General features: G+C 57.8%; 23 protein-coding genes. 13 read left to right on the top strand and 10 right to left on the bottom strand.

What is annotated here, in order from left to right; all coding sequences use genetic code 11:
- Positions 1 to 25: 25 nt before the first annotated feature.
- The 6 genes from WBR25_RS06935 to WBR25_RS06960 form a co-directional block, all read right to left on the bottom strand.
- Positions 26 to 991: an alpha-L-glutamate ligase-like protein gene (locus WBR25_RS06935; protein ID WP_005337700.1), complete on the bottom strand. Its 966-nt coding sequence runs from the start codon at positions 989 to 991 to the stop codon at positions 26 to 28.
- Between the two features lie 3 nt (positions 992 to 994).
- Positions 995 to 2,533, bottom strand: a complete 1,539-nt coding sequence (locus tag WBR25_RS06940; protein WP_005337699.1) for an inactive transglutaminase family protein — start codon at positions 2,531 to 2,533, stop codon at positions 995 to 997.
- Positions 2,534 to 2,536: 3 nt separating this feature from the next.
- The gene (locus WBR25_RS06945; RefSeq protein WP_005337698.1) at positions 2,537 to 3,325 is read right to left on the bottom strand and encodes an ATP-dependent zinc protease family protein; all 789 of its coding nucleotides are present in this window, start codon (positions 3,323 to 3,325) and stop codon (positions 2,537 to 2,539) included.
- Between the two features lie 52 nt (positions 3,326 to 3,377).
- A complete protein-coding gene (gene cmoB / locus WBR25_RS06950) occupies positions 3,378 to 4,355 on the bottom strand; it encodes a tRNA 5-methoxyuridine(34)/uridine 5-oxyacetic acid(34) synthase CmoB (RefSeq protein WP_139734269.1) in 978 nt (325 codons plus the stop codon).
- On the bottom strand, positions 4,352 to 5,098 hold the full coding sequence (gene cmoA, locus WBR25_RS06955; RefSeq protein WP_005353159.1) for a carboxy-S-adenosyl-L-methionine synthase CmoA: 747 nt from the start codon (positions 5,096 to 5,098) through the stop codon (positions 4,352 to 4,354). The genes cmoB and cmoA overlap by 4 nt, the downstream gene beginning before the upstream one ends.
- A 275-nt stretch (positions 5,099 to 5,373) precedes the next feature.
- Positions 5,374 to 6,222, bottom strand: coding sequence for a DUF72 domain-containing protein (locus WBR25_RS06960; RefSeq protein ID WP_479749618.1), 849 nt, complete (start codon positions 6,220 to 6,222; stop codon positions 5,374 to 5,376).
- 162 nt (positions 6,223 to 6,384) lie between these two features.
- On the opposite strand from WBR25_RS06960, the gene WBR25_RS06965 reads away from it, so the two are divergent.
- The 3 genes from WBR25_RS06965 to WBR25_RS06975 all read left to right on the top strand — a co-directional run bounded on the left by WBR25_RS06965 (position 6,385) and on the right by WBR25_RS06975 (position 9,278).
- Positions 6,385 to 6,636 (top strand): FmdB family zinc ribbon protein, encoded by a 252-nt coding sequence (locus tag WBR25_RS06965; RefSeq protein ID WP_005337686.1) that lies wholly within the window; start codon positions 6,385 to 6,387, stop codon positions 6,634 to 6,636.
- Positions 6,637 to 6,668: 32 nt separating this feature from the next.
- Positions 6,669 to 8,435 (top strand): aspartate--tRNA ligase, encoded by a 1,767-nt coding sequence (gene aspS / locus WBR25_RS06970; RefSeq protein WP_479749619.1) that lies wholly within the window; start codon positions 6,669 to 6,671, stop codon positions 8,433 to 8,435.
- A gap of 102 nt (positions 8,436 to 8,537) precedes the next feature.
- Positions 8,538 to 9,278: a YebC/PmpR family DNA-binding transcriptional regulator gene (locus WBR25_RS06975; protein WP_005337681.1), complete on the top strand. Its 741-nt coding sequence runs from the start codon at positions 8,538 to 8,540 to the stop codon at positions 9,276 to 9,278.
- Positions 9,279 to 9,847: 569 nt separating this feature from the next.
- Here the strand turns inward: WBR25_RS06975 and adhE are convergent.
- A complete protein-coding gene (adhE, locus tag WBR25_RS06980) occupies positions 9,848 to 12,514 on the bottom strand; it encodes a bifunctional acetaldehyde-CoA/alcohol dehydrogenase (protein ID WP_019446648.1) in 2,667 nt (888 codons plus the stop codon).
- A gap of 840 nt (positions 12,515 to 13,354) precedes the next feature.
- Here adhE and WBR25_RS06985 point away from each other — a divergent pair.
- The 7 genes from WBR25_RS06985 (at position 13,355) to WBR25_RS07015 (ending at position 21,112) form a co-directional block, all read left to right on the top strand.
- On the top strand, positions 13,355 to 13,990 hold the full coding sequence (locus WBR25_RS06985) for a YchE family NAAT transporter (RefSeq protein ID WP_005337678.1): 636 nt from the start codon (positions 13,355 to 13,357) through the stop codon (positions 13,988 to 13,990).
- 279 nt (positions 13,991 to 14,269) lie between these two features.
- Entirely contained in the window at positions 14,270 to 15,889 is a 1,620-nt protein-coding gene (locus tag WBR25_RS06990) for an ABC transporter substrate-binding protein (protein WP_120413955.1), read from the top strand.
- A gap of 98 nt (positions 15,890 to 15,987) precedes the next feature.
- Positions 15,988 to 16,908: an oligopeptide ABC transporter permease OppB gene (gene oppB, locus WBR25_RS06995; protein WP_069555437.1), complete on the top strand. Its 921-nt coding sequence runs from the start codon at positions 15,988 to 15,990 to the stop codon at positions 16,906 to 16,908.
- A 14-nt stretch (positions 16,909 to 16,922) separates the two neighbouring features.
- Entirely contained in the window at positions 16,923 to 17,834 is a 912-nt protein-coding gene (gene oppC / locus WBR25_RS07000; protein ID WP_005337670.1) for an oligopeptide ABC transporter permease OppC, read from the top strand.
- 54 nt (positions 17,835 to 17,888) lie between these two features.
- Entirely contained in the window at positions 17,889 to 18,869 is a 981-nt protein-coding gene (gene oppD / locus WBR25_RS07005) for an ABC transporter ATP-binding protein (protein WP_005337668.1), read from the top strand.
- On the top strand, positions 18,870 to 19,865 hold the full coding sequence (gene oppF, locus WBR25_RS07010) for a murein tripeptide/oligopeptide ABC transporter ATP binding protein OppF (RefSeq protein ID WP_005337666.1): 996 nt from the start codon (positions 18,870 to 18,872) through the stop codon (positions 19,863 to 19,865).
- Positions 19,866 to 20,167: 302 nt separating this feature from the next.
- Positions 20,168 to 21,112 carry a TerC family protein gene (locus WBR25_RS07015; RefSeq protein ID WP_005337664.1) on the top strand — a complete coding sequence of 315 codons (945 nt, stop codon included), beginning with the start codon at positions 20,168 to 20,170 and terminating at the stop codon, positions 21,110 to 21,112.
- Between the two features lie 65 nt (positions 21,113 to 21,177).
- Here WBR25_RS07015 and alr read toward each other — a convergent pair whose 3' ends face one another.
- Complete coding sequence (alr, locus tag WBR25_RS07020) at positions 21,178 to 22,404, bottom strand: alanine racemase (RefSeq protein WP_479749620.1); 1,227 nt, start codon at positions 22,402 to 22,404, stop codon at positions 21,178 to 21,180.
- 173 nt (positions 22,405 to 22,577) lie between these two features.
- On the opposite strand from alr, the gene WBR25_RS07025 reads away from it, so the two are divergent.
- Positions 22,578 to 23,027, top strand: a complete 450-nt coding sequence (locus WBR25_RS07025; RefSeq protein WP_479749621.1) for a methyltransferase family protein — start codon at positions 22,578 to 22,580, stop codon at positions 23,025 to 23,027.
- A 93-nt stretch (positions 23,028 to 23,120) separates the two neighbouring features.
- Here WBR25_RS07025 and tapW read toward each other — a convergent pair whose 3' ends face one another.
- Complete coding sequence (gene tapW / locus WBR25_RS07030; protein ID WP_005353124.1) at positions 23,121 to 24,260, bottom strand: type IVa pilus ATPase TapW; 1,140 nt, start codon at positions 24,258 to 24,260, stop codon at positions 23,121 to 23,123.
- Positions 24,261 to 24,318: 58 nt separating this feature from the next.
- Positions 24,319 to 24,675 (bottom strand): DMT family protein, encoded by a 357-nt coding sequence (locus WBR25_RS07035; protein WP_479749622.1) that lies wholly within the window; start codon positions 24,673 to 24,675, stop codon positions 24,319 to 24,321.
- Between the two features lie 112 nt (positions 24,676 to 24,787).
- Between WBR25_RS07035 and WBR25_RS07040 the strand changes: the two genes are divergently transcribed.
- On the top strand, positions 24,788 to 25,519 hold the full coding sequence (locus WBR25_RS07040) for a substrate-binding periplasmic protein (RefSeq protein WP_043825634.1): 732 nt from the start codon (positions 24,788 to 24,790) through the stop codon (positions 25,517 to 25,519).
- Positions 25,520 to 25,619: 100 nt separating this feature from the next.
- Positions 25,620 to 26,627: a vitamin B12 ABC transporter permease BtuC gene (gene btuC, locus WBR25_RS07045; RefSeq protein ID WP_479749623.1), complete on the top strand. Its 1,008-nt coding sequence runs from the start codon at positions 25,620 to 25,622 to the stop codon at positions 26,625 to 26,627.
- Positions 26,628 to 26,653: the final 26 nt, after the last annotated feature.

The raw sequence follows: 26,653 nt of genomic DNA on the forward strand, positions 1-26,653 counted from the left end.
CGCGCTTAGTTCACAAGCGAAGAAGTTATTCCTCAAAGATCCCGAAGTGATCCTTGGCGAAATTGACCCGCTGCTCCACGTTCATCTTCACCTGGCCCAGCTTCTCGATAGTCTTGAGATTGGGCACCAGGCCGCGACCGTTGGCGATCTGGATGGCAAGACCGGGACGGGCGTTGAGTTCCAGCAGCATGGGGCCGCGGAACTTGTCCAGCACCATATCGGTACCAATGTAGCCCAGACCCGACATCTCGTAGCAGGAGGCGGCGAGGGTGAGCAGGGTATCCCAGTGGGGCACCTTGAGCTCATAGAGGTCGAGGCCGGTATCCGGATGGTGGCGCAGCGGATTGCCAAACTGCACCGCCCGCAGGGCACGACCGGTACGCAGGCACAGACCCACCCCCACGGCGCCCTGGTGCAGGTTCGCCTTGCCGTCCGAGGCGGCGGTGGAGAGGCGCATCATCGCCATCACCGGGAACCCCTTGAAGATGATGACTCGGGCATCGGGTACCCCTTCGAAGGAGTAGCCGTCGAACACATCATCAAAGTTGATGAGGCCTTCCACCAGTGCCACGTCGGGCTTGCCGCCAAGCGAATAGAGCCCCGCCAGAATGTTGGAGACATGGCGCTCCAGATCCTGCCCGTTGGAGGCGCTGCCGTTGGGCTTGTAGAAGAGGCCATCTTCCTGGCGCAGGATCACCAGGATCCCCTTGCCGCCCGAGCCACGGGCTGGCTTGATGCAGAAGCCCGGCCAATCTTTTACCAGCTCGGTGATGCGACCCACATCGTGCTGGGCACGGATGGTACCGATCAGCTCAGGCACGGTAACCCCTGCATCCAGCGCAATTTGCTTGGTCTGCAGCTTGTCATCCACCAGCGGATAGAGGCTGCGCGGATTGTAGCGGCTGATGTAGGAGTGGTTGCGCTTGTTCATGCCGAGGATGCCTGATTGGGACAGGCTCCACGGGGTGGTGTATTTTTCCCAGAACCACATCGGTTACTTGTCCTTACCCGGGGTGACGCCAGATTTCATCTCGTCCACCAGCGGCTTGAAGCGCTTCAGTTCGCTCAGCTTGTAGCCGGTGTAGTTACCCATCAACAGCACGGTCGCCATCAGCACCAGCTGCAGGCCGAGGAAGTTGAAGGTGAGGTGACGGATCAGTTCATTATCCATGGCCAGATAGGCGATGACGGCAACCAGCAGAGAGCCGCCGCCCTGGCGGAACACCTCTTTCGGGCCCTCTTCTTCCCACAGGATGGACATCCGTTCGATGGTCCAGGAGAGGATGATCATCGGGAAGAAGGTGATCTTCATACCGTCGGTCAGCCCCAGCTTGAAGGCGAACGCGGAGAAGATACCGATCATCGAGATAACCATGATGATGATGGCCGATATTCGGGCGACCAGCAGCAGGTTAAGCCGAGACAGATAGGAGCGGATGATGAGACCGGTGCCGACGATCAGCAGGAAGCCGATGAGACCGGTGACCAGCGAGGTCTGGATAAAGGCGACCGCGATCAGCACCGGCATAAAGGTACCTGAGGTCTTGATCCCCACCAGAACCCGCAGGAACACCACCATCAGCACGCCGATTGGGATCAGCAGCAAGCCCTTGAACAGGGTCTGCTCTTCCAGCGGCAGGCTGTGGATGGAGAAGTTCATCATCTCTGATTTTTCGAACTTCTGCGCCAGTGCCACGCTGACCGGCTGCTCCTGCTCGATCATCGAGAAGCTGACACGGGAGTTGTGACCACCGGTCACGTCCAGCAGGGCGCCGGAGTTGTATTCCCACAGCAGCAGGTTGGCCGGACGGCCCTGTTCACCGGTTTGCGGGTTGAACAGCTTGTAGTCGGTCGGGCTGTTGAATACCTGCAGGTAATCCACCAGCTCCTGACGACGGCGGCCATCTTCCAGATTCAGGGCATGCACCACGCGGGTGGGGACGTCAGCATTGTTGAGCAGCTCGGCGATCAGGTTGGCGCGGCTCTTGTGCTTTTTCAGCAGTTCGGCATTCTGCTCCTGCTTCTCGATCTCCTTGATGATCTCGCGAGTCAGGGTGTAGCCGTCGGCAGAGCGCTCCTGGGCCCGCTCGAGGATCTGCTTCATCGCGGTGGCATAAGGCTCACTTTCGATCTGCTTCTCGATGGCGGGCGGCTGCGGATTGGCGGCCGGTTTGGCATGGGCATCCGCCATCATGTCGACGCGGTAGTAGAGCTCCTGACGGCCAGAGGCGGTGCGGATGGACCACTCGGCGCGGGCATCGCCATCTTTCTCGACAAAGGAGAGGCCGTAGCCGGGGCTGGCGGCGTTCTCGTTCATCAGGGTGAAACCGGGCTGGGTGCCCGGAATAGCCAGGGAGGCGATCACCGGCTCACCGGTCGCCTCAAACTCCAGCTTGGCTTCGATGGACCAGATCTGGCGCTTTTCACCGGGCGTCAGCGGCACATCCAACGCGATATGGTGATAGATCGTCATCCCCAGGCCGACAATGTACAGCAGGGCTACCAGCAAATAGAACGGCTTACGGGAAACCATGGATTATTTCACATCCTTGAGCTTGGGTTTGGGTTGGATATATTCGCGGGCCACATCAACCACGGCGATGTCTTTCAAAAATTCGCGACCCAGCAGCACAGGGAAGGTCATGTCGCTACGGTCTTTCAGGGTAAATTCGGCTTTTTCGGTCATGTCGCCAATGCGCACGGCCAGACGCACCACCGGACGGCGGTCCAGATCGTCGGCAGAGGCCTGACGCACCCGTACATGGCGTACCAGCGGCGCTTCGATCTGGATCTTGTCGTCCACTTCCTGATGGCTCAGGAAGAAGCGCACCCAGTTTTTGCCGTTGCGCTCGAAAATGGTGATCTCCTGCGCACTGATGGAGGAGGTGGTCGCACCGGTATCGACCCGCGCCTGGAAGGCGTCGTTGGCCGCATCAACCCAGATCCACTCGGCTTCACCGACCATCAGCTTGCCATCGATGGTGTGACCCTGATTGGGGGCCGGGCACTTCTCGGTGGGGATGGCCATCGGCTTGGGCGGTTCGGAGGGGAGGGTGGCGAGCTTGTGGTCTACTTGCTTGACGGACTCTTTCATATTGGTGACATCTGTGTTGAGCTGAACCAGCAGGTGCTGTTGCTGCACATACTGCTTCTGTTGCTGTTCCATGGATGTTTGCAGGCGCTGCTCGCTCTGGCTCAGCTCGCTACGAAGCTCGGCCAGCGTCAGAGCAGGGACCTGAGGCGCTTTTTCCATATTGACACACCCGCCGAGACTAAGCAGGGAGAGCAGGGTCATTCCTTTTAATTTGCTTTTCATGTCATTCATTTAACTGTGCTTCCTGGAATTGGGTCAGTGTAACTTCCTGAATCGCCATCGGCTAGTCTTTGGCCTTGCGGGCAATCAGTACGGCACGTTTCGGCGCCGGGTGTCCTTCTACCGTGAGTGCCGGATTGTCTGGATCCAGATAGTCACTCAGGGATTCATTAATCATCCAGTCGGTACGACGCTGTTCGTCGGTGCTGGTCATATTCTCGTCTACTATCCGCACGTCGGTGAAGCCGCAGCGCTCGACCCACAGCTTGAGGGCGCTACTTGAGGGAATAAACCAGACGTTGCGCATCTTGCCGTAACGGTCAGTGGGCATCAGCACGTCGTTGACCCCGCCATCGATCACCAGGGTCTCCAGCACCAGCTCGCCATCATCTTTCAATTGATTGCGCAGCTGCTCGATATGTTCGATGGGGGATTTGCGGTGATAGAGCACCCCCATGGAGAAGACGGTGTCAAAGGCGCGCAGCTCCGGCAACTCCTGAATGCCGAGCGGCAACAGGTGGGCGCGCTGATCATTGCCTGCGAAGTGGCGAATGGCTTCGAACTGGCAGAGGAACAGCGGGCTCGGGTCGATGCCGACTGCAAGCCGAGCCCCTTCACCCACCATGCGCCAGAGGTGATAGCCGCTGCCGCAGCCCACATCCAGCACGTAACGGCCTTCGAGCGGGCTGATATGGGGCAGCACCCGATCCCACTTCCAGTCAGAGCGCCACTCGGTATCGATGTGGATGCCGTGCACCGTGAACGGCCCCTTGCGCCAGGGCATGAAGTGGCGCAGCAGGCTCTCGACCTTCTTGCGTTCACCTTCGCCAAGGCTCTCGGCCGAGCCAATCTCGACCCGGCTTTTCAGCTCGATGTTGCCGGGGGAGACCACCGGCAGCTTGTTGAGGGCGCGGTTCCAGCGCGGCAGGTCGCCATGCTGGTTGTCATGTTGCCAGGCGTGCAGCTGGGCGGGCAGGGTATGCAGCCAGTGGCTCAGCCGGTTTTTGGCAATCAGTTGATAGAAATTGGCAAAGTCGATCATGGCTGGGCGTCGCTGGATTTGATGGCAATCATGGATCCGAAGTTGAAGCACTGGAACCAGAGATCCTGATGGACGAAACCGGCATCCCGCAGGCGTGCCTGATGCACCGGCAGGCTGTCGGTGCGCATCACGTTCTCAAGGGCGGTGCGTTTCTGGCTGATCTCCAGCTCGCTGTAGCCATTTGCCCGCTTGAAGTCGAGGTGCAGATCGATGAGCAGCTCGTTGACCGGTTCATCTTCAAAGCGGAACTTTTCGCTCAAGATCAGGATCCCGCCCGGGCGCAGCCCATCGTGAATGCGCTGGATCAGGGCGGCCCGTTTCTCTGGTTCGACAAATTGCAGGGTGAAGTTGAGCACCACCACGGAGGCGTTCTCGATCTCGATGTCGCAGATATCCGCCTCCACCAGCTCCACCGGCACCTCGGATTTGAAACCGGAGAGGTGGGCGCGGGCGCGCTCGATCATCGGATGGGAGAGATCCACCGCGGTGATGCGGCAGCCGGGCTGGCTGACATGGCGACGCATCGCCTGGGTCGCGGCACCCAGTGAGCAGCCGAGATCATAGAGTCGGCTCTCGGGTTGGGCGTAGCGGGCGGCCATCATGCCGATGGCAGAGATGATGTTACTGTAACCCGGCACCGAGCGCTGGATCATATCGGGAAAAACGTCGACGACCTGTTCGTCAAAACAGAAGTCTCCCAATCGGGCGATCGGGGCGGCAAAAATTTGATCTTTGGTATGCATGCTGGCGCAACCTGACAGTCGGGACATCACCCGGCTGTATTGTTCAATTGAGTCGTTGTGTGACACCCATCAGAGTAGATTTATCACCTGTTTACGAACGGGGTGGCTGGTCATGAAATCCTTTGGACCTGTCCTGTTCGTACGGGCCATGTTCCGGACCCTTACTTGGGGCGGTAGTGTAGAGGATTGATGGCCGTTTGTCTTGACGCCAGGGCTTGCCACGCCACAAAAAAGCACTTTTTTTGCAGCGAAACGATGGCCGCAGAATGGGTTGGCTAAAAGCGCAGCACTCCCTGCCGTGCGCGATCGTTTTCCCCCGGCCAGGGGGCCATCTCCTGCTCCAGCAAGCGGGTGATCTGACGGGCCAGCTCAGGTGCCTGGGCGTTGTCGGCAGTATGTATATAGAGGTAGAGATCCTTGCCCTCGGAAAGCCACTGGCGCCAGTGGGGGAGCCAGCTGGGCAGGAAGGGGTGATTGGCCGCTGGATCCGGCAGGCCGATAAAGCGCACCATAGGGGCGTTGGCGGTGGCCAGCAGATGCACCGGCAGGCGCGGTTTCTTGCCCTGGGCATCGACAAGGGCTGGCGTGGTTGCTTGCACCGAGAAGAGTGGCCGGCTGTCGAGCATCACCCGGTTCACACCCTGTTCCATCAGCAGCCGGTTCAAGGCCCGCTCGGCCTCCCCCTTGGCGAAAAAGTCGGGGTGACGCACCTCGAGGGCGTAGCGAAACGCCCGTGGCAGCCGCTCGATAAAGGCCGCCAGTCTGGCCAGCCCCTGTGGCCCGAAACGGGCGGGCAACTGCAGGGTGAGCAGCCCCAGCTTGTCGTGCAGCGGGGCGAGCAGGCGAATAAAGTCGGCTACTTGCTTGTCTGCGCTCACCAGATCGCTCTGGTGGCTGATGGTTTGCGGAAACTTGAAGTTGAAACGAAAGTGATTAGGCACCGCATCGGCCCAGCGCTGTACCGTGTCCGGTGTCGGCAGGGCGTAGAAGGTGGTATTGCCCTCCACCGAATTGAACACGGTGGCGTAGTGGGCGAGGTGTTCGGCAGGCTTGGCGCCAAGGCCCAGTAGCTGGCCGGGCCAGCTGGGGTGGGACCACTGTGGCAGGCCCAAATAGAGGCTCATGGTGGCTATTCTCTTCGCTCTTGGTGCATTCGTGCCGATTTTTTGCCCGCTTTTTGCCATCGAGTGCAAAAAACTGGCGAAAGGAGGCTGCTGGCCATTTTACCCAAAAGGGGGTTTTCCTCTATAATGCCAGCCCTTTTGTTTTTCAATTTCTTGTGACCCATGCCTATCTACGAATATCGTTGCGACGTCTGTGGCCATGAATTGGCAAAACTGCAAAAGCTTTCCGATGCCCCCCTGACCGACTGTCCGGCCTGTAGCAAGCCGAATCTGGTCAAGCTGATATCGGCGGCAGGCTTCCGGCTCAAGGGAACCGGATGGTACGAGACTGATTTCAAACCGGGTAAGAAAAAGAATCTGGCCAGCTGTGAGACAGACGGTGCTTGCCAGTCGTGCCCGGCGGCCCAAGGTTAACCGTCTCTCTACAATTTCGAAGGAAGAAGTCCATGCGCTCTATCTATTGCGGACAGGTCAATGAGGCCCATGCAGGGCAGACCATTACATTGTGCGGTTGGGTTCATCGTCGTCGTGATCTCGGCGGTCTGATCTTTATCGATATGCGCGACCGGGAAGGGATCGTTCAGGTGTTCTTCGATCCGGACAAGCCGGAGGCGTTCGCCCTGGCCTCCGAGCTGCGCGGCGAGTTCTGCATCCAGGTGACCGGCGTGGTACGCACCCGTCCCGAGTCCCAGCGCAACAGCGACATGGCCACTGGCGCCATCGAAGTGTTCGCCCACGAACTCAACATCATCAACCGTGCCGAGCCGCTGCCGCTGGACTTCAATCAGGTCAACAGCGAAGAGATCAGCCTCAAATATCGTTACCTGGATCTGCGTCGTCCCGAGATGGCCAAGTACCTGAAGACCCGAGCCAAGGCCAGCGCCTTCGTACGCCGCTTCATGGACGAGCACGGCTTCCTCGATATCGAGACCCCGATGCTGACCAAGGCCACCCCGGAAGGTGCCCGTGACTATCTGGTGCCGAGCCGCGTGCACAAGGGCAAGTTCTACGCTCTGCCGCAATCACCCCAGCTGTTCAAGCAGTTGCTGATGATGTCCGGCTTCGATCGCTACTACCAGATCGTCAAGTGCTTCCGTGACGAAGACCTGCGTGCCGACCGCCAGCCGGAATTCACCCAGATCGACGTGGAGACCTCCTTCATGACCGCGCCGCAAGTGCGTGAAGTGATGGAAGATATGATCCGCAAACTGTGGCTGCACATCCTGAACGTGGATCTGGGCGACTTCCCGATCATGACCTTCGACGAAGCCATGCGTCGCTACGGCTCCGACAAGCCGGATCTGCGTCTGCCAATGGAGCTGGTTGATGTGGCTGATCTGCTGACTGCTGTCGAGTTCGCCGTGTTCGCGGGCCCCGCCAACGATCCGAAAGGCCGTGTGGCTGCCCTGAAAGTACCGGGCGGTGCCGAGCTTTCTCGCAAGCAGATCGACGAGTACACCAAGTTTGTCGGCATCTACGGTGCCAAGGGCCTGGCCTGGATGAAGGTCAACGAAGCGGCCAATGGTATCGAAGGCGTGCAGTCTCCGGTTGCCAAGTTCCTCTCTGACGCCATCGTGCGCGAGATCCTGGCCCGTACCGGCGCTGCCGACGGCGACATCATCTTCTTTGGCGCTGACAGCAAGAAAGTGGTCTGCGATGCCATGGGCGCCCTGCGTCTGAAAGTGGGTCGCGATCTGGGCCTGCTGGAGAACAGCTGGAAACCGCTGTGGGTCATCGACTTCCCGATGTTCGAGGAAGATGGTGAAGGTGGTCTGGCCGCCATGCACCACCCGTTCACCGCGCCGAGCAACATGAGCCCGGCCGAGCTGAAAGCCAACCCTGTGGGTGCTTACGCCAACGCCTACGACATGGTGATCAACGGCTACGAAGTGGGTGGCGGCTCTGTCCGTATCCACAACAGCGAGATGCAATCCACCGTGTTCGATATCCTGGGTATCACCCCGGCCGAGCAGCGCCTGAAATTCGGCTTCCTGCTGGATGCGCTGAAGTACGGTACCCCGCCGCACGCCGGTCTGGCCTTCGGTCTGGACCGTCTCAGCATGCTGCTGACCGGCACCGAAAACATTCGGGACGTCATCGCCTTCCCGAAAACGACCGCGGCTGCCTGTCTGATGACAGACGCCCCCAGCCTTGCCAATGCCGCCCAACTGGGTGAGCTGGCGATTGCAACCACCGTCAAGGGCGACGAGTAAGCCGATACCGGCACCGGAGGCCGCCGCCGTGCGGCCTCTGTGTTTCCCTTGGGTTAGTCATGATCAGTGTTACTGACATTTAAAAAATAACGGAGAGTCTCTATGGCAGGTCACAGTAAATGGGCCAACATCAAACACCGCAAGGCCGCTCAGGACGCCAAGCGTGGCAAGATCTTCACCAAGCTGATCCGCGAAATCACTACCTCCGCGCGTCTGGGTGATGCCGATCCGGCCAACAACCCGCGTCTGCGTGCTGCGGTGACTGCCGCCCTGACCAACAACATGACCCGCGACACCATCAACCGTGCCATTCAGCGTGGCGCCGGTGGTGGCGATGGCGAACAGCTCGAGACCATCGTGTACGAAGGTTACGGCCCGGCTGGCTCTGCGGTGATGGTAGAGTGCCTGACCGACAACCGTAACCGTACCGTAGCCGAAGTGCGTCACGCCTTCAGCAAGTGCGGTGGCAACCTGGGCACCGACGGCTCCGTTGCCTATCTGTTCAGCAAGAAAGGTCTGCTGACTTTCGTAGGCGTAGACGAAGATGCCCTGATGGATGCTGCGCTGGAAGCGGGCGCCGATGATGTGGTCACCGAAGAGGATGGCACCATCGAGGTGTATACCACCCCGAACGACTTCGGTACCGTGCTGGATGGTCTGGAAGCTGCCGGCTTCAAGGCCCAGAGCGCCGAAGTGACCATGATCCCCTCCACCGAAGCTGAGCTGGATGCAGAAACTGCACCCAAACTGATGCGCCTCATCGACATGCTGGAAGATCTGGACGACGTGCAAGAGGTTTACCACAACGGCTCCATCTCCGATGAAGTCGCTGCGACCCTCTGATCGCTGAATCGTGCTCTCCCGATGGCAGCCTGATGGCTGCCATTTTTTTATCTTTGCATCGTGGCAACTGTTGATGTGTCGGTTGAGCAATCGGCGCAACAATTCTCTTCACTGACAATCTTTCCCGCTTTCTCTGCGCATTATCATTGCTCTATTCATGCCAGTCGGTTGGCCCTGCACGTACGCCAGTCGGCAGTTCTGCTGCGTTGCGTTAGCGAGGTTCCGCTTATCCTGTTTATCACACCTTTAGCTCTTGAGATGGCGTTGACTGCTCACATCTGCCCGTCAGGGTAATTCGTTGCGGGTAGGGGAGAGGAGGTGATGGGGCGTGCTCTTGTTATCACAGGTGCCCATCAATACAGAGTCACAGGTTGGGATGTCGATAACGGATTGGCTGGGGCGAGTTGGTTGGTTGGTTGGTTGGTTGGTTGGTTGGTTGGTTGGTTGGTTGGTTGGTTGGGAAGTTAGGGGCTGCACTACCGCAATCGGCTGGAGAGAGGAGCTCTGTGATAAGTGGCAGATAAAAAAAGCCCGCGCAGTGCGCGGGCTTGTTATCTCAGGACTGGTTATCAGGCCTTGGATTTCTTCTTGCCTTCAACCTTGGCTTCAACCGGGGCAGCAGTTACCGGAGCGGCTTCGGTGAACGGACGACCGTAGTAGGAGTCCAGCAGAACCTGCTTCAGCTCGCTGATCAGCGGGTAGCGCGGGTTGGCGCCGGTGCACTGGTCATCGAAAGCTTCGATAGCCAGCTGGTCAACCTTGGCCAGGAAGTCAGCTTCAGTCACGCCAGCTTCGCGGATAGAGGCCGGGATACCCAAGGTAGCCTTCAGCTCGTCCAGCCAGGTCAGCAGCTTCTCGATCTTGGCGGCGGTGCGGTCACCGGCAGCAGTCAGACCCAGGTGGTCAGCGACTTCGGCGTAACGACGACGAGCCTGCGGGCGGTCGTACTGGGAGAACGCAGTCTGCTTGGTCGGGTTGTCGTTCGCGTTGTAGCGGATGACGTTGCTGATCAGCAGGGCGTTAGCCAGACCGTGCGGAATGTGGAACTCGGCACCCAGTTTGTGAGCCATGGAGTGGCACACACCCAGGAAGGCGTTGGCGAACGCGATACCGGCGATGGTGGCAGCATTGTGCACCTTCTCACGAGCGATCGGGTCGTTGGCACCGTTCTGGTAGCTGGACGGCAGGTACTCTTTCAGCATTTTCAGGGCTTGCAGCGCCTGGCCGTCGGAGTACTCGTTAGCCAGTACGGAAACATAGGCTTCCATGGCGTGAGTCACGGCATCGATACCACCGAAGGCACACAGGGACTTCGGCATGCCCATGACCAGGTTGGCATCAACGATGGCCATGTTCGGGGTCAGCTCGTAGTCAGCCAGCGGATACTTCTGACCAGACACTTCATCGGTTACTACCGCAAACGGAGTGACTTCAGAGCCGGTACCGGAAGTGGTGGTGATACAGACCAGTTCGGCCTTCACGCCCATTTTCGGGAACTTGTAGATACGCTTGCGGATATCCATAAAGCGCATGGCCAGATCTTCGAACGCGGTGTTCGGGTGCTCGTACATCACCCACATGATCTTGGCTGCATCCATCGGTGAACCACCGCCCAGCGCCAGGATAACGTCCGGTTTGAAGGAGTTGGCCATCTCGGCACCCTTGCGAACCACAGCCAGGGTCGGGTCAGCTTCTACTTCGTAGAACACTTCCACTTCCATATTCTGTGCTTTCAGCAGGCTGACCAGTTCATCGGCGTAGCCGTTGTTGAACAGGAAGCGGTCAGTTACGACCATGGCACGCTTTTTACCTTCCAGGTCGCTCAGAGCGATCGGCAGGGAACCACGACGGAAGTAGATGGATTTCGGAAGTTTGTGCCACAGCATGTTTTCTGCCCGTTTTGCGACTGTCTTCTTGTTGATCAGGTGCTTCGGACCCACGTTTTCGGAGATGGAGTTACCGCTCCAGGAGCCGCAACCCAGGGTCAGGGACGGAGCCATTGCGAAGTTGTACAGGTCACCGATACCGCCTTGGGTAGACGGAGTGTTGATCAGGATACGCGCGGTCTTCATCTTGTCGCCGAAGTACTTGATGCGGTCAGCGTTGCGGTCCTGGTCGGTGTACAGACCTGAGGTGTGGCCGATACCACCGATGTTGACCATGTCACAGGCCATATCAACGGCGTTTTCGAAGCTGCTTGCACGGAACATACCGAGCAGCGGGGACAATTTCTCGTGAGCAAACTCATCTTCTGCACACAGCTTGACGCCTTCACCAATCAGGATCTTGGTATCAGCCGGTACAGTCACGCCTGCCATCTCGGCAATCTTGGTGGCTGGTTGGCCAACGATGTTGGCGTTCAGGGCACCGTTGATCAGGATGACTTTACGTACCTTGTCAGCATCTTCTTTGGAAAGCACGTGGCCCTTGTGGGATGCAAAGCGCTCTTTAACCTGGTCGTAGATGGCATCAACAACGATGACTGCCTGCTCGGAAGCACAGACCACGCCGTTATCGAAAGTCTTGGACATCAGGATGGAGGCAACGGCACGCTTCACATCGGCGGTTTCGTCGATAACGATAGGTACGTTACCGGCACCCACACCGATAGCAGGCTTACCGGAGGAGTAGGCTGCTTTCACCATGCCCGGGCCACCGGTGGCCAGGATCAGGTTGATGTCTTCGTGCTTCATCAGGGCGTTGGAGAGCTCAACAGACGGTTGGTCGATCCAGCCGATGATGTCTTTCGGTGCACCGGCGGCAACAGCTGCATCCAGTACCAGCTTGGCAGCGGTATTGGTGGAGTTCTTGGCGCGGGGGTGCGGGGAGAAGATGATGGCGTTGCGGGTCTTGAGCGCGATCATGGATTTGAAGATCGCAGTGGAGGTCGGGTTGGTGGTCGGAACGATACCACAGATGATACCTACCGGCTCGGCGATGGTGATGGTACCCATCTGATCGTCTTCGCTCAGAATGCCGCAGGTCTTCTCGTCTTTGTACTTGTTGTAGATATATTCGGAGGCGAAGTGGTTCTTGATAACCTTGTCTTCGATGATACCCATACCGGACTCTTCCACGGCCATCTGGGCCAGGGGGATACGGGCGTTGTTGGCGGCCAGGGCGGCGGCACGGAAGATCTTGTCTACCTGCTCTTGAGAGAAGCTGGCGAATTCACGCTGGGCTTCCTTAACGCGGGCGACCAGTGCATCCAGTTCAGCCAAATTGGTTACTGCCATGTTTATCTCCTGATTATTTGAAAACTGTTTAGTAAGACGTTGGCAATGCCCGGCAATTATAGTCGCCCTGTCAAGACGGTATCGTTGCAACAGCTTTTTCACATGCCTTACTAAATCGCTTTCTGAGTCGATTATAGAGCGGGGCTGACTCAGAAAAACTTGATCTGGATCATGTGTAACAAAAGAACAAAAGAAATTTTATTTCACAATCCTTGTTTGACTGATGTTATCGGAATGTGCATCAAAGGGAAAGGTGAGAGACTTGTTAACGCATGGTAATAAACCACATTTATCAAGTGGTTAATTGCACTTGGTCATAGGATTGCAGAGCTATTTTGGCGGTATAGGTTAGCAAATATGAGTGAATTGGTTTCAGAATCACCGACAAACGCACTTTATTCCAGCGTTTGTTGCAAAAATGATTGTTGTTTTAATCCATGACTAATCCGCTTTATTCCCCAAGGGGGCCATTTCTGCCCCCTTTCCCGGTTTTTGCATTGTGGCTCTATTGCCGAGTCAATGAAGTGATGTCTGGCCTGAAATAGTAGGAAGGCAAAGCCTGGATTCTCTCGAGTCGCTTGGTCATTCGGTCAGTCATCGTCGGACTCTCTGGTCATGATTAAGCAGGCTTGCGCTCACTTTTCTGGCGCGTGTCGGGCGGTAGAAAGGGCTTTTGGCATCGGTTTATGCCAGTTAGCGCGGATGCATTAGATGAACTAACTAAAAAACCCTCAAAATGGTGAGATTATTTGATTGGTGCCCGCTCTGGCTATGATGTAAATTTACGCACGAAATTAATGGACTGGCCCGCTGGGCCCGAAACTCTATTGGAAGGCGCCTATGGCAGCAATTGACGTCTCGTTGTATCTGAAGTTTTTTGTCGGTTTGTTCGCAATTATCAACCCGCTTGGTTTGTTGCCGGTGTTTGTCAGCCTGACCAGCCACCATACCCAGGCCGAGCGGATGAAAACCAATACCACCGCCAATATCGCGGTGATGGTGATCCTGCTGGTCTCCATGTATATGGGGCAGCTGATCCTCGATGGCTTTGGCATCTCGCTGGCATCGTTCCGTATTGCCGGTGGGTCGCTGATTACCCTGATTGCCTGGTCGATGCTGCAGGGCAAGCTGGGCGAGGTGAAGCACAACAAACAGGAGAAGGGTGAACTGGCTGTGCGCGAGTCTATCGCCGTGGTACCGCTGGCGTTGCCGCTGATGGCAGGTCCCGGTGCTATCTCCTCGGTGATTGTCTATGCCAGCCAGAGCCACTGGCAGCAGTTGCTCGGCATGTCAGTGGTTGTCGTGGTCTTCTCTTTCTGCTCCTGGCTCATCTTCCGCGCCGCGCCGCTGCTGTTCAAGATCATGGGCAACACCGGCATCAACGTGGTGACCCGTATCATGGGTCTTATCATGATGTCGCTGGGTATCGAGATCATGGTGGCCGGTATCAAGGGGGTTTTCCCCAGCCTGATGTGAGCCAGCTCCGCTTTATGAAAGCCGGTCCTCGTGACCGGCTTTTTATTGGTTGCTTTTTGCCCGGTCTTTTCTAGAATCGGTCGTTTGTGTGAAAAACGAGCGCTTTGCTGGTGTTTTAATACTGAAAAAGCGCACGTTAGCTGATTTTTTAACCAGAAAATGACGGTTACCCTGACAATATCTGTTGCATTATCGGAATTGGCAGGGAATTATGCTGGGAGCGGGTTTTAACCCCGTCACTTTAAAAAACGCATGGAATGTTCTTGTTGGAGTAGGGAAATGACTCATAAAAAAACAATGATTAACACATTGCTGGTGGCTGCACTGTTTGGTGGCGTCAATGTGGCTCAGGCTGCCGATGTCCCGGCGGGAACCAAGCTGGCTGAAGTCCAGCAACTGGTAAAAGGCAACGGCTCCGAGCCTGCGACCCTTGACCCGCACAAGACCGAAGGAACGGTCGAATCCAATATTCTTCGTGACCTGTTCGAGGGTCTGGTACTTTCTGGTCCCAAGGGTGAAGTACTGCCTGGCGTAGCAGAATCCTGGGAAACCAAGGATAACAAGCACTACGTCTTCCATCTGCGCAAAGATGCCAAGTGGTCCAACGGTGACCCGGTCACTGCCCACGATTTCGTTTTTGCTTTCCAGCGTGCCGTTGATCCGAAGACAGCCTCTCCTTACTCCTGGTATCTGGAGATGCCGACTATCGCCAACGCCACCGATATTATCGCTGGCAAGAAACCCGCTGATACGCTGGGTGTGAAGGCGACCGACGACTACACCTTCGAAGTGCAGCTTGAGAAAGCCATCCCTTACTTCGTCAGCATGCTCTCCCACACCACCACCTATCCGGTACCGAAAAAGGTAGTCGAGCAGTTTGGTGACAAGTGGACCCAGCCGGAGAATATGGTATCCAATGGTGCCTATGTGCTGAAGAAATGGGTGGTCAACGAGCGGATAGAGCTTGAGCGCAACAAGAATTACTGGGACGACGGCAAGACAGTGATCAATACAGTGGTCTATTTGCCGATCCAGTCTACCAACGCCGATCTGAGCCGCTATCTGGCGGGTGAGGTGGATCTGACTTACACCACTCCTATCGAACGTTTCAAGCAGCTCAAGAAGGATTACCCGAATGAGCTGAAGGTGACCGGCTTGGTGTCCACTTACTATTACCAATTCAACTTCAAGCACAAACCGTTTGACGATGTGCGTGTCCGTACTGCGCTCTCCTACGCCATCGATCGTGATGTGATCGCCGACAAGGTAATGGGTCAGGGCCAGACTCCGGCTTACGGTCTGACCCCAGACTATGTGGATGGTTTTAAGCCAGTGGTCGCCGATTGGTCGAAGATGACCCAGGCCGAGCGTGATACCAAAGCGAAAGCTATGTTGAAAGAAGCCGGTTTCGATGCCAGCAAGCCGCTCAAGCTCGAACTGCTCTACAACACCGACGACAACCACAAGAAAGTGGCCGTGGCCGTGGCCTCCATGTGGAAGAAGCTGGGTGTGCAGGTGAGCCTGGTCAACCAGGAGTGGAAAACTTACCTGGAAACCAAGAAACAGGGGCAGTTTGAAGTAGCTCGTGCCGGCTGGAACGCTGACTACAACGAAGCCTCCTCCATGCTGGATCTGATGCAGACCACCCACGGCACCAACGACGGCAAGTACTCTAATCCGGAGTATGACAAGCTGATGGATGAGTCTCGCGATCAGGTTGACGATGTGGCCCGCAACAAGATCTATGCCCAGGCTGAGGCCATCCTTGCCAAGGACATGCCGATCGCCCCTATCTATCAATACGTTACTCCGCGCATGGTGAAATCCTATGTGGGTGGCTACCCGGCCAACCCGCTGGATAACCTCTACAGCAAAGATATGTACATCATTGCTCACTGATTTAAAGCAACAAGTCGCATAACAAGCAGGGCCCGCCGGACGGCGGGCCTTTATTACAACCGCGACCATTTGGAAGCAGTACAGGACAGGAAATGTCTATGTTGAAATTCATTTTTAAACGGCTATTGGAAGCGATCCCGACTCTGCTGGTCTTGATCACTGTCTCTTTCTTCATGATGCGTTTCGCCCCGGGTAACCCTTTTACCAGCGAACGTTCACTCCCCCCTGAAGTGATGGCTAACATCGAAGCCAAATATGGTCTCGACAAACCCATTGGCATGCAATATCTCACTTACCTGGGCAACCTGGTGCAGGGTGATTTGGGTCCCTCTTTCAAATACAAGGATTTCACCGTCAATGACCTGGTGAGCCAGGCGTTGCCTGTATCCGCCAAGATCGGGACCACGGCCTTCTTCTTCGCCGTGTTGCTGGGGGTCACCTTCGGCACCATAGCGGCACTGAAACAGAACACCATCATCGACTATCTGCTGATGTCGTCGGCCATGGCCGGGGTGGTGATACCGGGCTTTGTGCTGGCGCCCTTGCTGGTGCTGTTCTTCAGTATTCATCTTGGCTGGTTCCCTGCCGGTGGCTGGCAGGGCGGTGGCATCCAGTTTATGGTGCTGCCGGTGTTCGGCATGATGATGTACTACATCTCTGCCATCTCGCGGATCATGCGGGGCAGCATGATCGAGACCATGAACTCCAACTTCATCCGTACCGCCCGTGCCAAGGGCTTGCCGCTGCGCCACATCATCCTGAAACACGCGCTGCGTCCGGCTATGCTGCCGGTGGTCTCCTATCTGGGCCCGGCCTTTGTCGGCATCATCACAGGTTCCGTGGTGATCGAGACCATCTTCGGCCTGCCGGGGATCGGTCAGCTGTTCGTCAACGGTGCCCTTAACCGTGATTACTCCATGGTGCTCGGTCTGACCATTCTGGTCGGCGCCCTCACCATCACCTTTAACGCTGTGGTCGATATTCTCTACGCCTTTATCGATCCCAAGATCCGTTACTAATTCGGGAGTTCATCATGGTTGTTTCAACTGAAAAACGCGATGCCGTCGAGGCGTTCGCGCAAAAGGTCGAGGTGGTGGAGGGGCGCTCCCTGTGGAAGGATGCCCGTCGCCGTTTCCTGCGCAACAAGGCGGCCCTGACCAGCCTGATCATTCTGACCATCATCGGTCTGGCTGTCATCTTTGGCCCCCATTTGTCCCAATACACCTTTGACGATCCGGACTGGGGCGCCATGCAGTCGCCGCCGGATATGGAAGCGGGTCACTACTTCGGAACCGACAGTCTGGGGCGCGATCTGTTCGTGCGCACCCTGCTGGGCGGGCGCATCTCCCTGATGGTCGGCATCATGGGCGCCATGGTGGCGGTCATCATCGGTACTTTGTATGGCGCGGCCTCCGGTTTTATCGGCGGGCGGGTCGACAGCCTGATGATGCGGGTACTGGAGATCCTCAACGCCTTCCCGTTCATGTTCTTTGTCATCATGCTGGTCACCTTCTTTGGCCGCAATCTGGCACTCATCTTTATCGCCATCGGGGCGGTGAGCTGGCTCGACATGGCGCGGATCGTGCGGGGCCAGACCCTGAGCCTCAAGAGCAAGGAGTTTATCGAGGCAGCCCACGTCTGTGGTGTCTCCAAGTGGAAGATCATTACCCGTCACATCGTACCGAACGTACTCGGTATCGTGGCCGTCTACGCCACCTTGCTGGTGCCGGGGATGATCATGTTTGAATCCTTCCTGAGTTTCCTGGGCCTTGGTGTTCAGGAACCGATGACCAGCTGGGGTGCCCTGCTGGATGAAGGCTCCAAATCGATGGAAGTGGCCATCTGGCAACTGTTGTTCCCCGCCTGCTTTATGGTGGTGACCCTGTTTTGCTTCAACTTCCTCGGGGATGGTCTGCGTGACGCCCTCGATCCGAAAGATCGTTAATCGAGCATCGGGTCGACAGGAAAGCATCACGAAAGATCGATAAGGAGTTTTTATATGAAGTTACTGGATGTGAAAGATCTGCGGGTCGAGTTCAAGACCCCGGACGGCAATGTGGTGGCGGTTAACGACCTCAACTTTTCTCTCTCTGCGGGCGAAACCCTGGGGATCGTCGGCGAGTCAGGCTCCGGCAAATCCCAGACGGCCTTTGCCATCATGGGGCTGCTGGCCAAAAACGGCATTATTACCGGTTCCGCCAAGTTTCAGGGTGAGGAGATCCTCAACCTGCCGGAGTCCAAGCTCAACAAGATCCGCTCCGAGAAGATCGCCATGATCTTCCAGGACCCCATGACCTCGCTCAACCCCTACATGAAGGTGCAGGATCAGCTGATGGAAGTGCTGATGCTGCACAAAGGGGTGAGCAAGGCGGAAGCGTTTGAAGAGTCGGTACGGATGCTCGATGCGGTTAAGATCCCCGAAGCACGCAAGCGGATGGGCATGTATCCCCACGAGTTCTCCGGCGGCATGCGTCAGCGGGTGATGATCGCCATGGCACTGCTCTGCCGGCCGCAACTGCTGATCGCTGACGAACCGACTACCGCACTCGACGTGACCGTACAGGCCCAGATCATGACTCTGATGAACGAGCTCAAGCGCGAGTTCAACACCGCCATCATCATGATCACCCACGACCTTGGCGTGGTCGCCGGTATCTGCAACAAGGTGCTGGTGATGTATGCCGGTCGTACCATGGAGTACGGCAAGGTAGACGATATCTTCTATCGCCCGAGCCACCCCTACACCGAAGGCTTGCTGCGCGCCATTCCCCGCCTCGATACCGAAGGGGAAGTGCTGCCCACCATCCCGGGCAATCCGCCCAACCTGCTGCGTCTGCCCACCGGTTGCCCCTTCCAGGAGCGTTGCCACCGGGTCAGCGAGATTTGCGGCCAGCAGTCACCGATCCTGACCCCGTTCAACGACGGTCGGGAGCGTGCTTGTCACTGGGTTTCGGATGCCATGAACAAGGGGGCCAACTAAATGGGTGCCGACAAAAAATTGCTGTTGGAAGTGTCTGACCTCAAGGTCCACTTCAGTATCAAGAGTGGCAAGGCGTGGCCCTGGGCCAAGCCATCCGATTTGAAGGCGGTCGATGGCGTTACCCTGCGCCTCTACGAAGGGGAAACCCTCGGCGTGGTGGGTGAATCCGGCTGCGGCAAGTCGACCTTTGCCCGCGCCATCATCGGTCTGGTACCGGCCACCGATGGCAAGGTGGTGTGGCTGGGTGACGATCTCACCAAGCTCGATCAGAATGCCCTGCGCGAGAAGCGCAAAGAGATCCAGATGATCTTCCAGGACCCGCTGGCTTCTCTGAACCCGCGCATGACCATTGGCGACATCATCGCCGAGCCGCTCATCACCTTCTACCCCAACCTGCCGCGGGAAGAGGTGAAGGAGAAGGTGCGCGCCATGATGAGCAAGGTGGGGCTGTTGCCCAACCTGGTCAACCGCTATCCGCACGAGTTCTCCGGCGGCCAGTGCCAGCGGATCGGGATTGCCCGGGCGCTGATCCTCGAGCCCAAGATGATCATCTGTGACGAGCCGGTCTCGGCGCTTGACGTCTCCATTCAGGCGCAGGTGGTCAACCTGCTCAAGTCCCTGCAAAAGGAGATGGGGCTGTCGCTTATCTTCATCGCCCACGACCTGTCGGTGGTCAAGCATATCTCCGATCGGGTGCTGGTGATGTATCTGGGCAATGCCGTCGAGCTGGGGACCCGCAAGGAGATCTTCGCCAATCCGCTGCACCCCTACACCAAGGCGCTGATGTCTGCTGTGCCGATCCCGGATCCTGAGCTGGAGCGCAACAAGGTGATCCAGATCCTGGAGGGGGACTTGCCATCGCCGATGAACCCGCCGTCAGGTTGCGTGTTCCGCACCCGCTGCCCGGTGGCTGGCCCCGAGTGTGCCAAGACCCGCCCAGTGCTGGAGGGGAACTTCGATCACGCGGTCTCCTGCCTCAAGGTCGATCCGCTCTGATGGGGATGTGTTGAACCTGTTTGCGGGGCTCCTTGATGGGGCCCCGATTTATTTTTGACGGCAGTGAAGATGCCTCTTGGCGTTATCTTTTACCGCTGCTACTATCCGCGCAACAAGGGGAGTAACTTCTCGCCGGTTTGTCGTCATTACGGTGCACCCATTTCCTGCAGTGCACCCGGCAGCCGGGCAGTTGATGCAAATCAGCTGTAAGTGAGACCTTGCCGAGAGGCAAGGTGTATCTGCTCCAAACGCAAACCCACGCCTCTCGGTCGTGGGTTTTGTCGTTTTTGGGAGAAGTGAACATGGGTGAATGGTGGATGTGGACCGGTTTCTTCAGCATAGTGCTGGTCCTGTTATGGATAGACATACGCTTTGTTGGTGGCGGCAAGTCACACAAGGTATCCCTCAAAGAGGCGGGTGTCTGGTCTCTTATCTGGGTCAGCGTGGCGCTGCTCTTCAACCTGGCTATCTGGCTCTGGCTGGATCACAGCGCGGGCCGTGAGATTGCCAACCAGAAGGGACTGGAGTTCCTCACCGGCTACCTCATCGAGAAAGCGCTGGCAGTGGACAACGTATTCGTCTGGCTGATGCTGTTCGGCTACTTTGCCATTCCGGCCGAGCTGCAGCGCCGGGTGCTGCTCTATGGAGTATTGGGTGCCATCGTGATGCGTGCCGGTATGGTGTTCGCGGGCAGCTGGCTCATCGAGCAGTTCCACTGGATCCTCTATCTGTTCGGCGCTTTCCTGCTGCTGACTGGTGCCAAAATGCTGTGGGCGGCCGACAAGGAGCCGGACTTGGCCAACAACCCGTTGCTGGGCTGGATGCGCCGTCGTTTCAAGGTGACCGAGACCCTGGAAGGGGAGAAGTTCTTCGTCTGGCGTGACGGCGTGCGCTATGCCACCCCGCTGCTGCTCATTCTGGTGTTGGTGGAGGTGAGCGATCTCATCTTCGCGGTGGACAGTATCCCGGCCATCTTCGCGGTGACCACGGATCCCTTCATCGTGCTGACCTCCAACATCTTCGCCATCATGGGTCTGCGTGCCATGTACTTCCTGCTGGCGGGTGTGGCTGATCGCTTCGCCCTGCTCAAATACGGTCTGGCACTGATCCTGATGTTTATCGGGGTCAAGATGCTGCTGCTGGATATCTTCAAGATCCCGACCGGCATAGCACTGGGCGTAGTCGCGTTGATCCTGCTGGCATCCATGGGGCTGAGTCTGTTTGTGACCCGAAAAAAGGCCGCTTGAGCGCGGCAGACAATGAAGCAATAACAACAAGGGCTCCCGCGGGAGCCCTTTTTCATATCGTGTTATCAGCGTTTGATCTTCTTGGGGTTGGTGTAGCCCCAGATGGTGTACATGTCCGCCAGCAGGGCGCCGTTGTACTCCTCCAGATCCGCCTGTTTCACTTCGGCTTCACCCTGACGGCCAAACAGCACCACCTCGTCGCCGGGTTTCACCCCTTTCAGATCAGTCACATCCACCATGATGGTGTTCATGGAGGTCTTGCCGACCACCGGCACCTTCTGACCCTGGATCAGCACATAGGCCTTGTTGCTGAGGGCGCGGCGATAGCCATCGGAGTAGCCCAGCGGCAGGTTGGCGAGCCAGGAGTCACGCTTGAGGGTAAAGGTGCGGTCATAACCGACGGTGTTGCCCGCTGCATAGTGGTTGACCGAGGCGACCTGGGTCTTGAATGCCATCACCCGCTTGTATTCGGTGTAGGAGGGGATGGAGTCACCGTAGAGCAGGCCGCCCGGGCGCACCATGTCGAAGTAGGCGTCCGGCACGGCCAGGGTGGCGAAGGAGTTGGCGGCGTGGATGGTGATCTTGCTGCGATCCAGCTTGCCCGCTTCCAGCAGCCACTGGGAGTCCAGTTTGAACTGGGCCAGCCCCATCTTGACGTCCTCTTTCTCCTCCACCGGGAAATGGGTCATGATGCCGACTGGGGTGATCCCCTTTAGCTTGAGCATGGCCAGCGCATCCTGCTTGGCATCGGCCAGACGCAGATCGATGCCGTTGCGGCTCATGCCGGCGGAGTTGAGTGCAATATGCACCGGAATGGTGGTGTGGTGGCGCTGGGCGATATCGGCGATACCCTGGGCACTCACCAGACTGCCGATCAGCTCCTCCATCTTGTAGGGCAGGGCCTGCTCTACTTCATCCGGGGTGGCAGCACGCACCCGCATCAGACGGCCGGTAAAGCCCTTCTCGCGGGCGACGCGCGCCTCTTCGTTGCTGGCGATGCCGATGCAGGGGATATTGGCCTTGACCACGGAGGGAACCAGCAGGTCGATGCCATGACCATAAGCGTCGGCCTTCATGATGGCGCAGATCTGCGGGCCCTGGTCGCCGAGGCGATCCTTGAGGGTCTGGATATTGTGTTCAAAGGCGCCCAGATCCACTTCCAACCAGGCGTTGCTGGCGGTTTGCTCCTGGCCGTTGCGATGATCCGTCGCAAGGGGCAGATAGGGAGCCGCAACGGCTTGGCCCGCGAGCAGGCCGAAGATCAGGGTAGCCAGCAGAGTTTTCTTGTGCATGGTGATTCCTTTTTGTTGTTCGCGTTGGATAGTTTGGACGGGGTCGGCCACATTGGTGGTGGTTTAACCACAACTTGTTGTTATTATTATGATCTTTGTCACTCTCAACAGGCGCTGACTGGTTGGGAGTCTACCGCAACACGGGTTCGGCCGACACTCGTCAGGGGAATAAAATGGTCAATCTTGAGTTACGTTTGCCACCACCGCTGATCTTCCTGCTCTGTGCCGGGGCCATGTGGTGGCTAAGAGGGGAGAGCCAGCTCGGCATCTGGGCAATGGCGCTGATGGCTGTGCTGGTCGTGGCGGGGGCCATCATGGGCTTTGGGGCCCTGCAACGATTTCGTCACCACCAGACCACGGTCAGCCCCACCAAACCTCAGCACACCAGTCGTCTTGTGACCTGCGGCGTCTATCGTGTCAGTCGCAATCCCATGTATCTGGGTCTGCTCTGCTGGCTGGCCGCCTGGGGCTGTTATCTCGGTGGAAGTTGGGTCTGGGTTGGGCCAATCGTGCTGGTGGCCTGGCTGACCCGCTTTCAGATCATGCCGGAGGAGCGGCTGTTGCATGCCCGTTTCGGCGACGAGTATGTGGCGTATTGCCAGCGCGTTCGCCGTTGGTGCTGACTGGTTGTGATCTGCGTGAGCTGAGGGATAAGTCGGGTCAGCCGTGCTGGATAAAGAGAACCCCGGGCGGGCCCGGGGTTCTCGAGGGGCAGGTTAGAAAAAATCGCCCTTCTCGTCCTTGGTGGGTTCGAGGCTCCAGCCAGTGGCATCGCTGCTGCTGGCAATCTGCCCCTTCTCCTTCCACAACTTGATCTTGAGGCGCAGGTTGTTGGCCGAGTCGGCGTTTTTCACCGCCTCTTCTTCCTCAATTACCCCTTCCACCACCAGATCAAACAGGGCGCTGTCGAAGGTGACCATGCCGAGGGCCTTGGATTTTTCCATCACCTCTTTGAGGCCACCAAATTCGCCGCGCTTGATCATGTCGCGGATGGTGTGGGTGCCGAGCATGATCTCCACTGCGGCCCGGCGACCGCCATCGGTGGTTTTCACCAGCCGCTGGGAGACAAAAGCTTTGAGGTTGTTGCCCAGATCGTTGAGCAACTGCGGGCGGCGCTCCTCGGGGAAGAAGTTGATGATGCGATCCAGCGCTTGGTTGGCGTTGTTGGCGTGCAGGGTGGAGATGGCAAGGTGGCCGGTTTCGGAGAAGGCCAGCGCATGTTCCATGGTCTCGCGATCGCGAATTTCGCCGATAAGAATGACGTCCGGCGCCTGACGCAGGGTGTTTTTCAGGGCGGCGTGGAAGCTGCGGGTATCCACGCCCACTTCCCGCTGATTGATGATACTCTTGCGGTGGCGATGAACGAACTCTACCGGATCTTCGATGGTGATGATGTGGCCGCCGCTGTTGCGGTTACGATGGTCGATAAGCGCCGCCAGCGAAGTGGATTTGCCCGAGCCGGTACCGCCGACAAACAGCACCAGGCCACGTTTCTCCATGATGGTGTCGAGCAACACTGGCGGGAGTTTGAGATCTTCAAAGCGGGGGATTTCAGTCTTGATGTTGCGGGCCACCAGAGAGACTTCGTTGCGCTGCTTGAAGATGTTGACTCGAAAGCGGCCGATCTGGGGCAGGGAGATGGCAAGGTTCATCTCCAGATCCTTCTCGAACTGCTGCTTCTGCTCGCCATCCATGATCTCGGCTGCGATCCGCGCCACTTCACCCGGCTCCAGCGGCGTTTCGTTGAGGGGGCGCAGGCCGCCGTTAAACTTGGCGCAGGGGGGCGCGCCGGTCGACAGATAGAGGTCTGAGCCATCCTGCTTGGCCAGGATCTGTAACATGTCTCGCAATTCCATTTTTTTGCCTCGTCGATCAATGAGATGCCATGAGCGGGATGATATTGAGTGTACAGCCTCAGGCGCCGGTCAGTTTCTCGCGAAAGACAAAAAAGACCGCACCGAGAATGCAGAGCCCTGCCCAGAGATAGTCCCATTTCAGATCTTCCTTGAGATAGAAGATAGAGAAGGGGACGAATACGCTGAGTGTGATCACTTCTTGCAGGATTTTAAGTTGGCCCACGCTCATCACCGTATGGCCGATGCGGTTGGCGGGCACTTGCAGCAGGTATTCGAACAGGGCGATACCCCAGCTCACCAGGGCGGCAATGATCCAGGGTTTATGGTTCATGCTCTTGAGGTGAGCGTACCAGGCGAAGGTCATAAAGACGTTGCTGCAGAGCAGCAGACCGATACTGGTGAAAATCGGGTTCATAGGGTTCTCCTTGAAAATCCGGCGCATTTTATCCCTGAACCACGGGTTTTCATACGTGGTGCGGGAGGGTATTTTTAACCAACAGGATAAGCCGTGCGAGGTATGCGACGGGATGGGCAAGTTATGCGGGATAGTGTTGTTACTGTTATTTGCCATGCCGGTGCGAGCGACCCCGACGCTGACGGTGGCCACCGATCTGTGGCCGCCATTTCGCATCCTGCAAGCGGATGGCCGGTTGCAGGGGCTCGACATGGACATCCTGCGCCGGTTGCAACAGGCGAGCGGCATTGAGTTGCAGGTACGGCGGATGCCGTGGGGCAGGGCGCTCAAGCAGATGCAGACCGGCCAGGTCGATCTGATGATTGGCCTCGCCTATACCGCCGAGCGGGCGCAGTTCATCGACTATCTGCAGCCTGCCTACTATCAGTGCTGGCCCGCGTTTTATGGTCAGCCGGTCAATGTGGCCCGGATCCACCAATACCGCGATCTGCAGGGGGTGAAGGTGGGCTATGTGCTCAACTCCGCCTACTTTGAGCCCTTCAACAGTGACAGTCGCCTCGACAAGCACGGAGTACCCACCGAAGATCAGCTGCTGCGCATGGTGCAGCGGGGTCACCTGCCGCTGATGATTGGCACTGACTGTCAGGTGGACTATGCCCTGAGTCAGGGAAATGCCAGCCGGATAGGCAAGGCGGACTACCGCCCCGCCACGCCGGTGACCCTCTATCTGGGGATGAGCAAGCACTCACCTCACCAGTCGCTGCGCCAGCCCTTGCTGGTGGCGCTGCAAAATCTGGTGGCCAGCGGCGAGATAAGGGTGATGGCAAAGCGTTACCAGCCTTGACCTTGGGTGGCAAGCCACTGTTATTATGCCCTTTTCCTGCTTCCCCCCCGGCGCTGCGACCGGGCCGGGGATGAAGCCTTGTTATTGTCGGGGATCCTCCTTGTACCTCTCCCTTATCGCCCGTCAGCAGCGCTGGCAGCGGCGCTGGCTCTGTGGCCTGACGCTGCTGACCCTGCTGCTGTTTCTCTTCTCCCTCGTCTGGGGCGAGTTTGTGCTGCTGCCCTGGCAGCCCCTTGGCGATCTCGAACAGCGCATCCTGCTGGAGCTGCGGCTGCCGCGCGCCTTGCTGGCCCTCTTGGCTGGCGCTGCCCTTGCTTGTGGCGGCGCCATATTGCAGGTGATGCTGCACAACCCGGTGGCCGAACCCGGGCTGCTTGGCGTTTCAAGCGGGGCTGGCCTTGCCGCCATGGTGGCGATGGCGGTTGCCAAGTCCCTCGGCCTCTATCTGCCCGGCTGGGGGCTGTCGCTGGCGGCCTTCGGTGGCGCCCTGCTGGTGACCATGTTGCTCATTCGGCTGGCTCGTCGAGCGCGTCTCGGTCATGCCCGCTTGCTGCTGTTTGGAGTGGCCATCGGCATCCTCACCAATGCGGCCATGACCTGGTTGATGTACTTTGCCGACGATGGCTCCTTGCGTGAATTCATGTTCTGGATGATGGGGAGCCTCTCTTACGGCAGCCAGCAGTTCGGCTGGTGGTGGCTGGTGCTGCCGCTCACCTTGGGTTGGCTCTGTTGGCAGGGCAAAGCGCTGCAACAGTTGTTGTTGGGGGAGACCCAGGCCCGCCTGATGGGGATGGATGTCGACAAGATGCGGGTGCGGCTGGTGCTGGCGGTCTGTCTGCTGACCGGTGTGGCGGTGTCGTTGTGTGGTGTCATCGGTTTTGTCGGGTTGGTGGTGCCCCATCTGCTGCGGCTCTGCGGTGGCAGCGATCAGCGCTTTCTGCTGCCTGCTTCGGCGCTTGGCGGCGGGGCCCTGCTGCTGGCGGCCGATCTGGTTGCTCGATCCACCCTGAGCGCGGGGGAGTTGCCTATCGGCGTCATCACCGCCTCGGTGGGGGCGCCGCTCTTTATCTACCTGCTATTGAGGCAAACTGCCGATGGTGCTGCATGAATATCTGCATGATTTGGTCGGGGCGC

The organism is Aeromonas sp. MTB (genome assembly GCF_056632455.1).

Excerpts from the sequence above, each read along its gene's own strand:
- cmoA (WP_005353159.1), bottom strand. The coding sequence starts at position 5,098 with ATGCATACCAAAGATCAAATTTTTGCCGCCCCGATCGCCCGATTGGGA.
- oppF (WP_005337666.1), top strand. The coding sequence starts at position 18,870 with ATGGGTGCCGACAAAAAATTGCTGTTGGAAGTGTCTGACCTCAAGGTC.
- WBR25_RS07015 (WP_005337664.1), top strand. The coding sequence starts at position 20,168 with ATGGGTGAATGGTGGATGTGGACCGGTTTCTTCAGCATAGTGCTGGTC.
- WBR25_RS06940 (WP_005337699.1), bottom strand. The coding sequence starts at position 2,533 with ATGGTTTCCCGTAAGCCGTTCTATTTGCTGGTAGCCCTGCTGTACATT.
- WBR25_RS06965 (WP_005337686.1), top strand. The coding sequence starts at position 6,385 with ATGCCTATCTACGAATATCGTTGCGACGTCTGTGGCCATGAATTGGCA.
- WBR25_RS07035 (WP_479749622.1), bottom strand. The coding sequence starts at position 24,675 with ATGAACCCGATTTTCACCAGTATCGGTCTGCTGCTCTGCAGCAACGTC.
- WBR25_RS06960 (WP_479749618.1), bottom strand. The coding sequence starts at position 6,222 with ATGAGCCTCTATTTGGGCCTGCCACAGTGGTCCCACCCCAGCTGGCCC.
- aspS (WP_479749619.1), top strand. The coding sequence starts at position 6,669 with ATGCGCTCTATCTATTGCGGACAGGTCAATGAGGCCCATGCAGGGCAG.
- oppB (WP_069555437.1), top strand. The coding sequence starts at position 15,988 with ATGTTGAAATTCATTTTTAAACGGCTATTGGAAGCGATCCCGACTCTG.
- WBR25_RS06945 (WP_005337698.1), bottom strand. The coding sequence starts at position 3,325 with ATGAATGACATGAAAAGCAAATTAAAAGGAATGACCCTGCTCTCCCTG.
- WBR25_RS06985 (WP_005337678.1), top strand. The coding sequence starts at position 13,355 with ATGGCAGCAATTGACGTCTCGTTGTATCTGAAGTTTTTTGTCGGTTTG.
- WBR25_RS07025 (WP_479749621.1), top strand. The coding sequence starts at position 22,578 with ATGGTCAATCTTGAGTTACGTTTGCCACCACCGCTGATCTTCCTGCTC.
- WBR25_RS06990 (WP_120413955.1), top strand. The coding sequence starts at position 14,270 with ATGACTCATAAAAAAACAATGATTAACACATTGCTGGTGGCTGCACTG.
- cmoB (WP_139734269.1), bottom strand. The coding sequence starts at position 4,355 with ATGATCGACTTTGCCAATTTCTATCAACTGATTGCCAAAAACCGGCTG.
- WBR25_RS06975 (WP_005337681.1), top strand. The coding sequence starts at position 8,538 with ATGGCAGGTCACAGTAAATGGGCCAACATCAAACACCGCAAGGCCGCT.
- WBR25_RS07040 (WP_043825634.1), top strand. The coding sequence starts at position 24,788 with ATGGGCAAGTTATGCGGGATAGTGTTGTTACTGTTATTTGCCATGCCG.
- adhE (WP_019446648.1), bottom strand. The coding sequence starts at position 12,514 with ATGGCAGTAACCAATTTGGCTGAACTGGATGCACTGGTCGCCCGCGTT.
- WBR25_RS06935 (WP_005337700.1), bottom strand. The coding sequence starts at position 991 with ATGTGGTTCTGGGAAAAATACACCACCCCGTGGAGCCTGTCCCAATCA.
- oppD (WP_005337668.1), top strand. The coding sequence starts at position 17,889 with ATGAAGTTACTGGATGTGAAAGATCTGCGGGTCGAGTTCAAGACCCCG.
- tapW (WP_005353124.1), bottom strand. The coding sequence starts at position 24,260 with ATGGAATTGCGAGACATGTTACAGATCCTGGCCAAGCAGGATGGCTCA.
- oppC (WP_005337670.1), top strand. The coding sequence starts at position 16,923 with ATGGTTGTTTCAACTGAAAAACGCGATGCCGTCGAGGCGTTCGCGCAA.
- alr (WP_479749620.1), bottom strand. The coding sequence starts at position 22,404 with ATGCACAAGAAAACTCTGCTGGCTACCCTGATCTTCGGCCTGCTCGCG.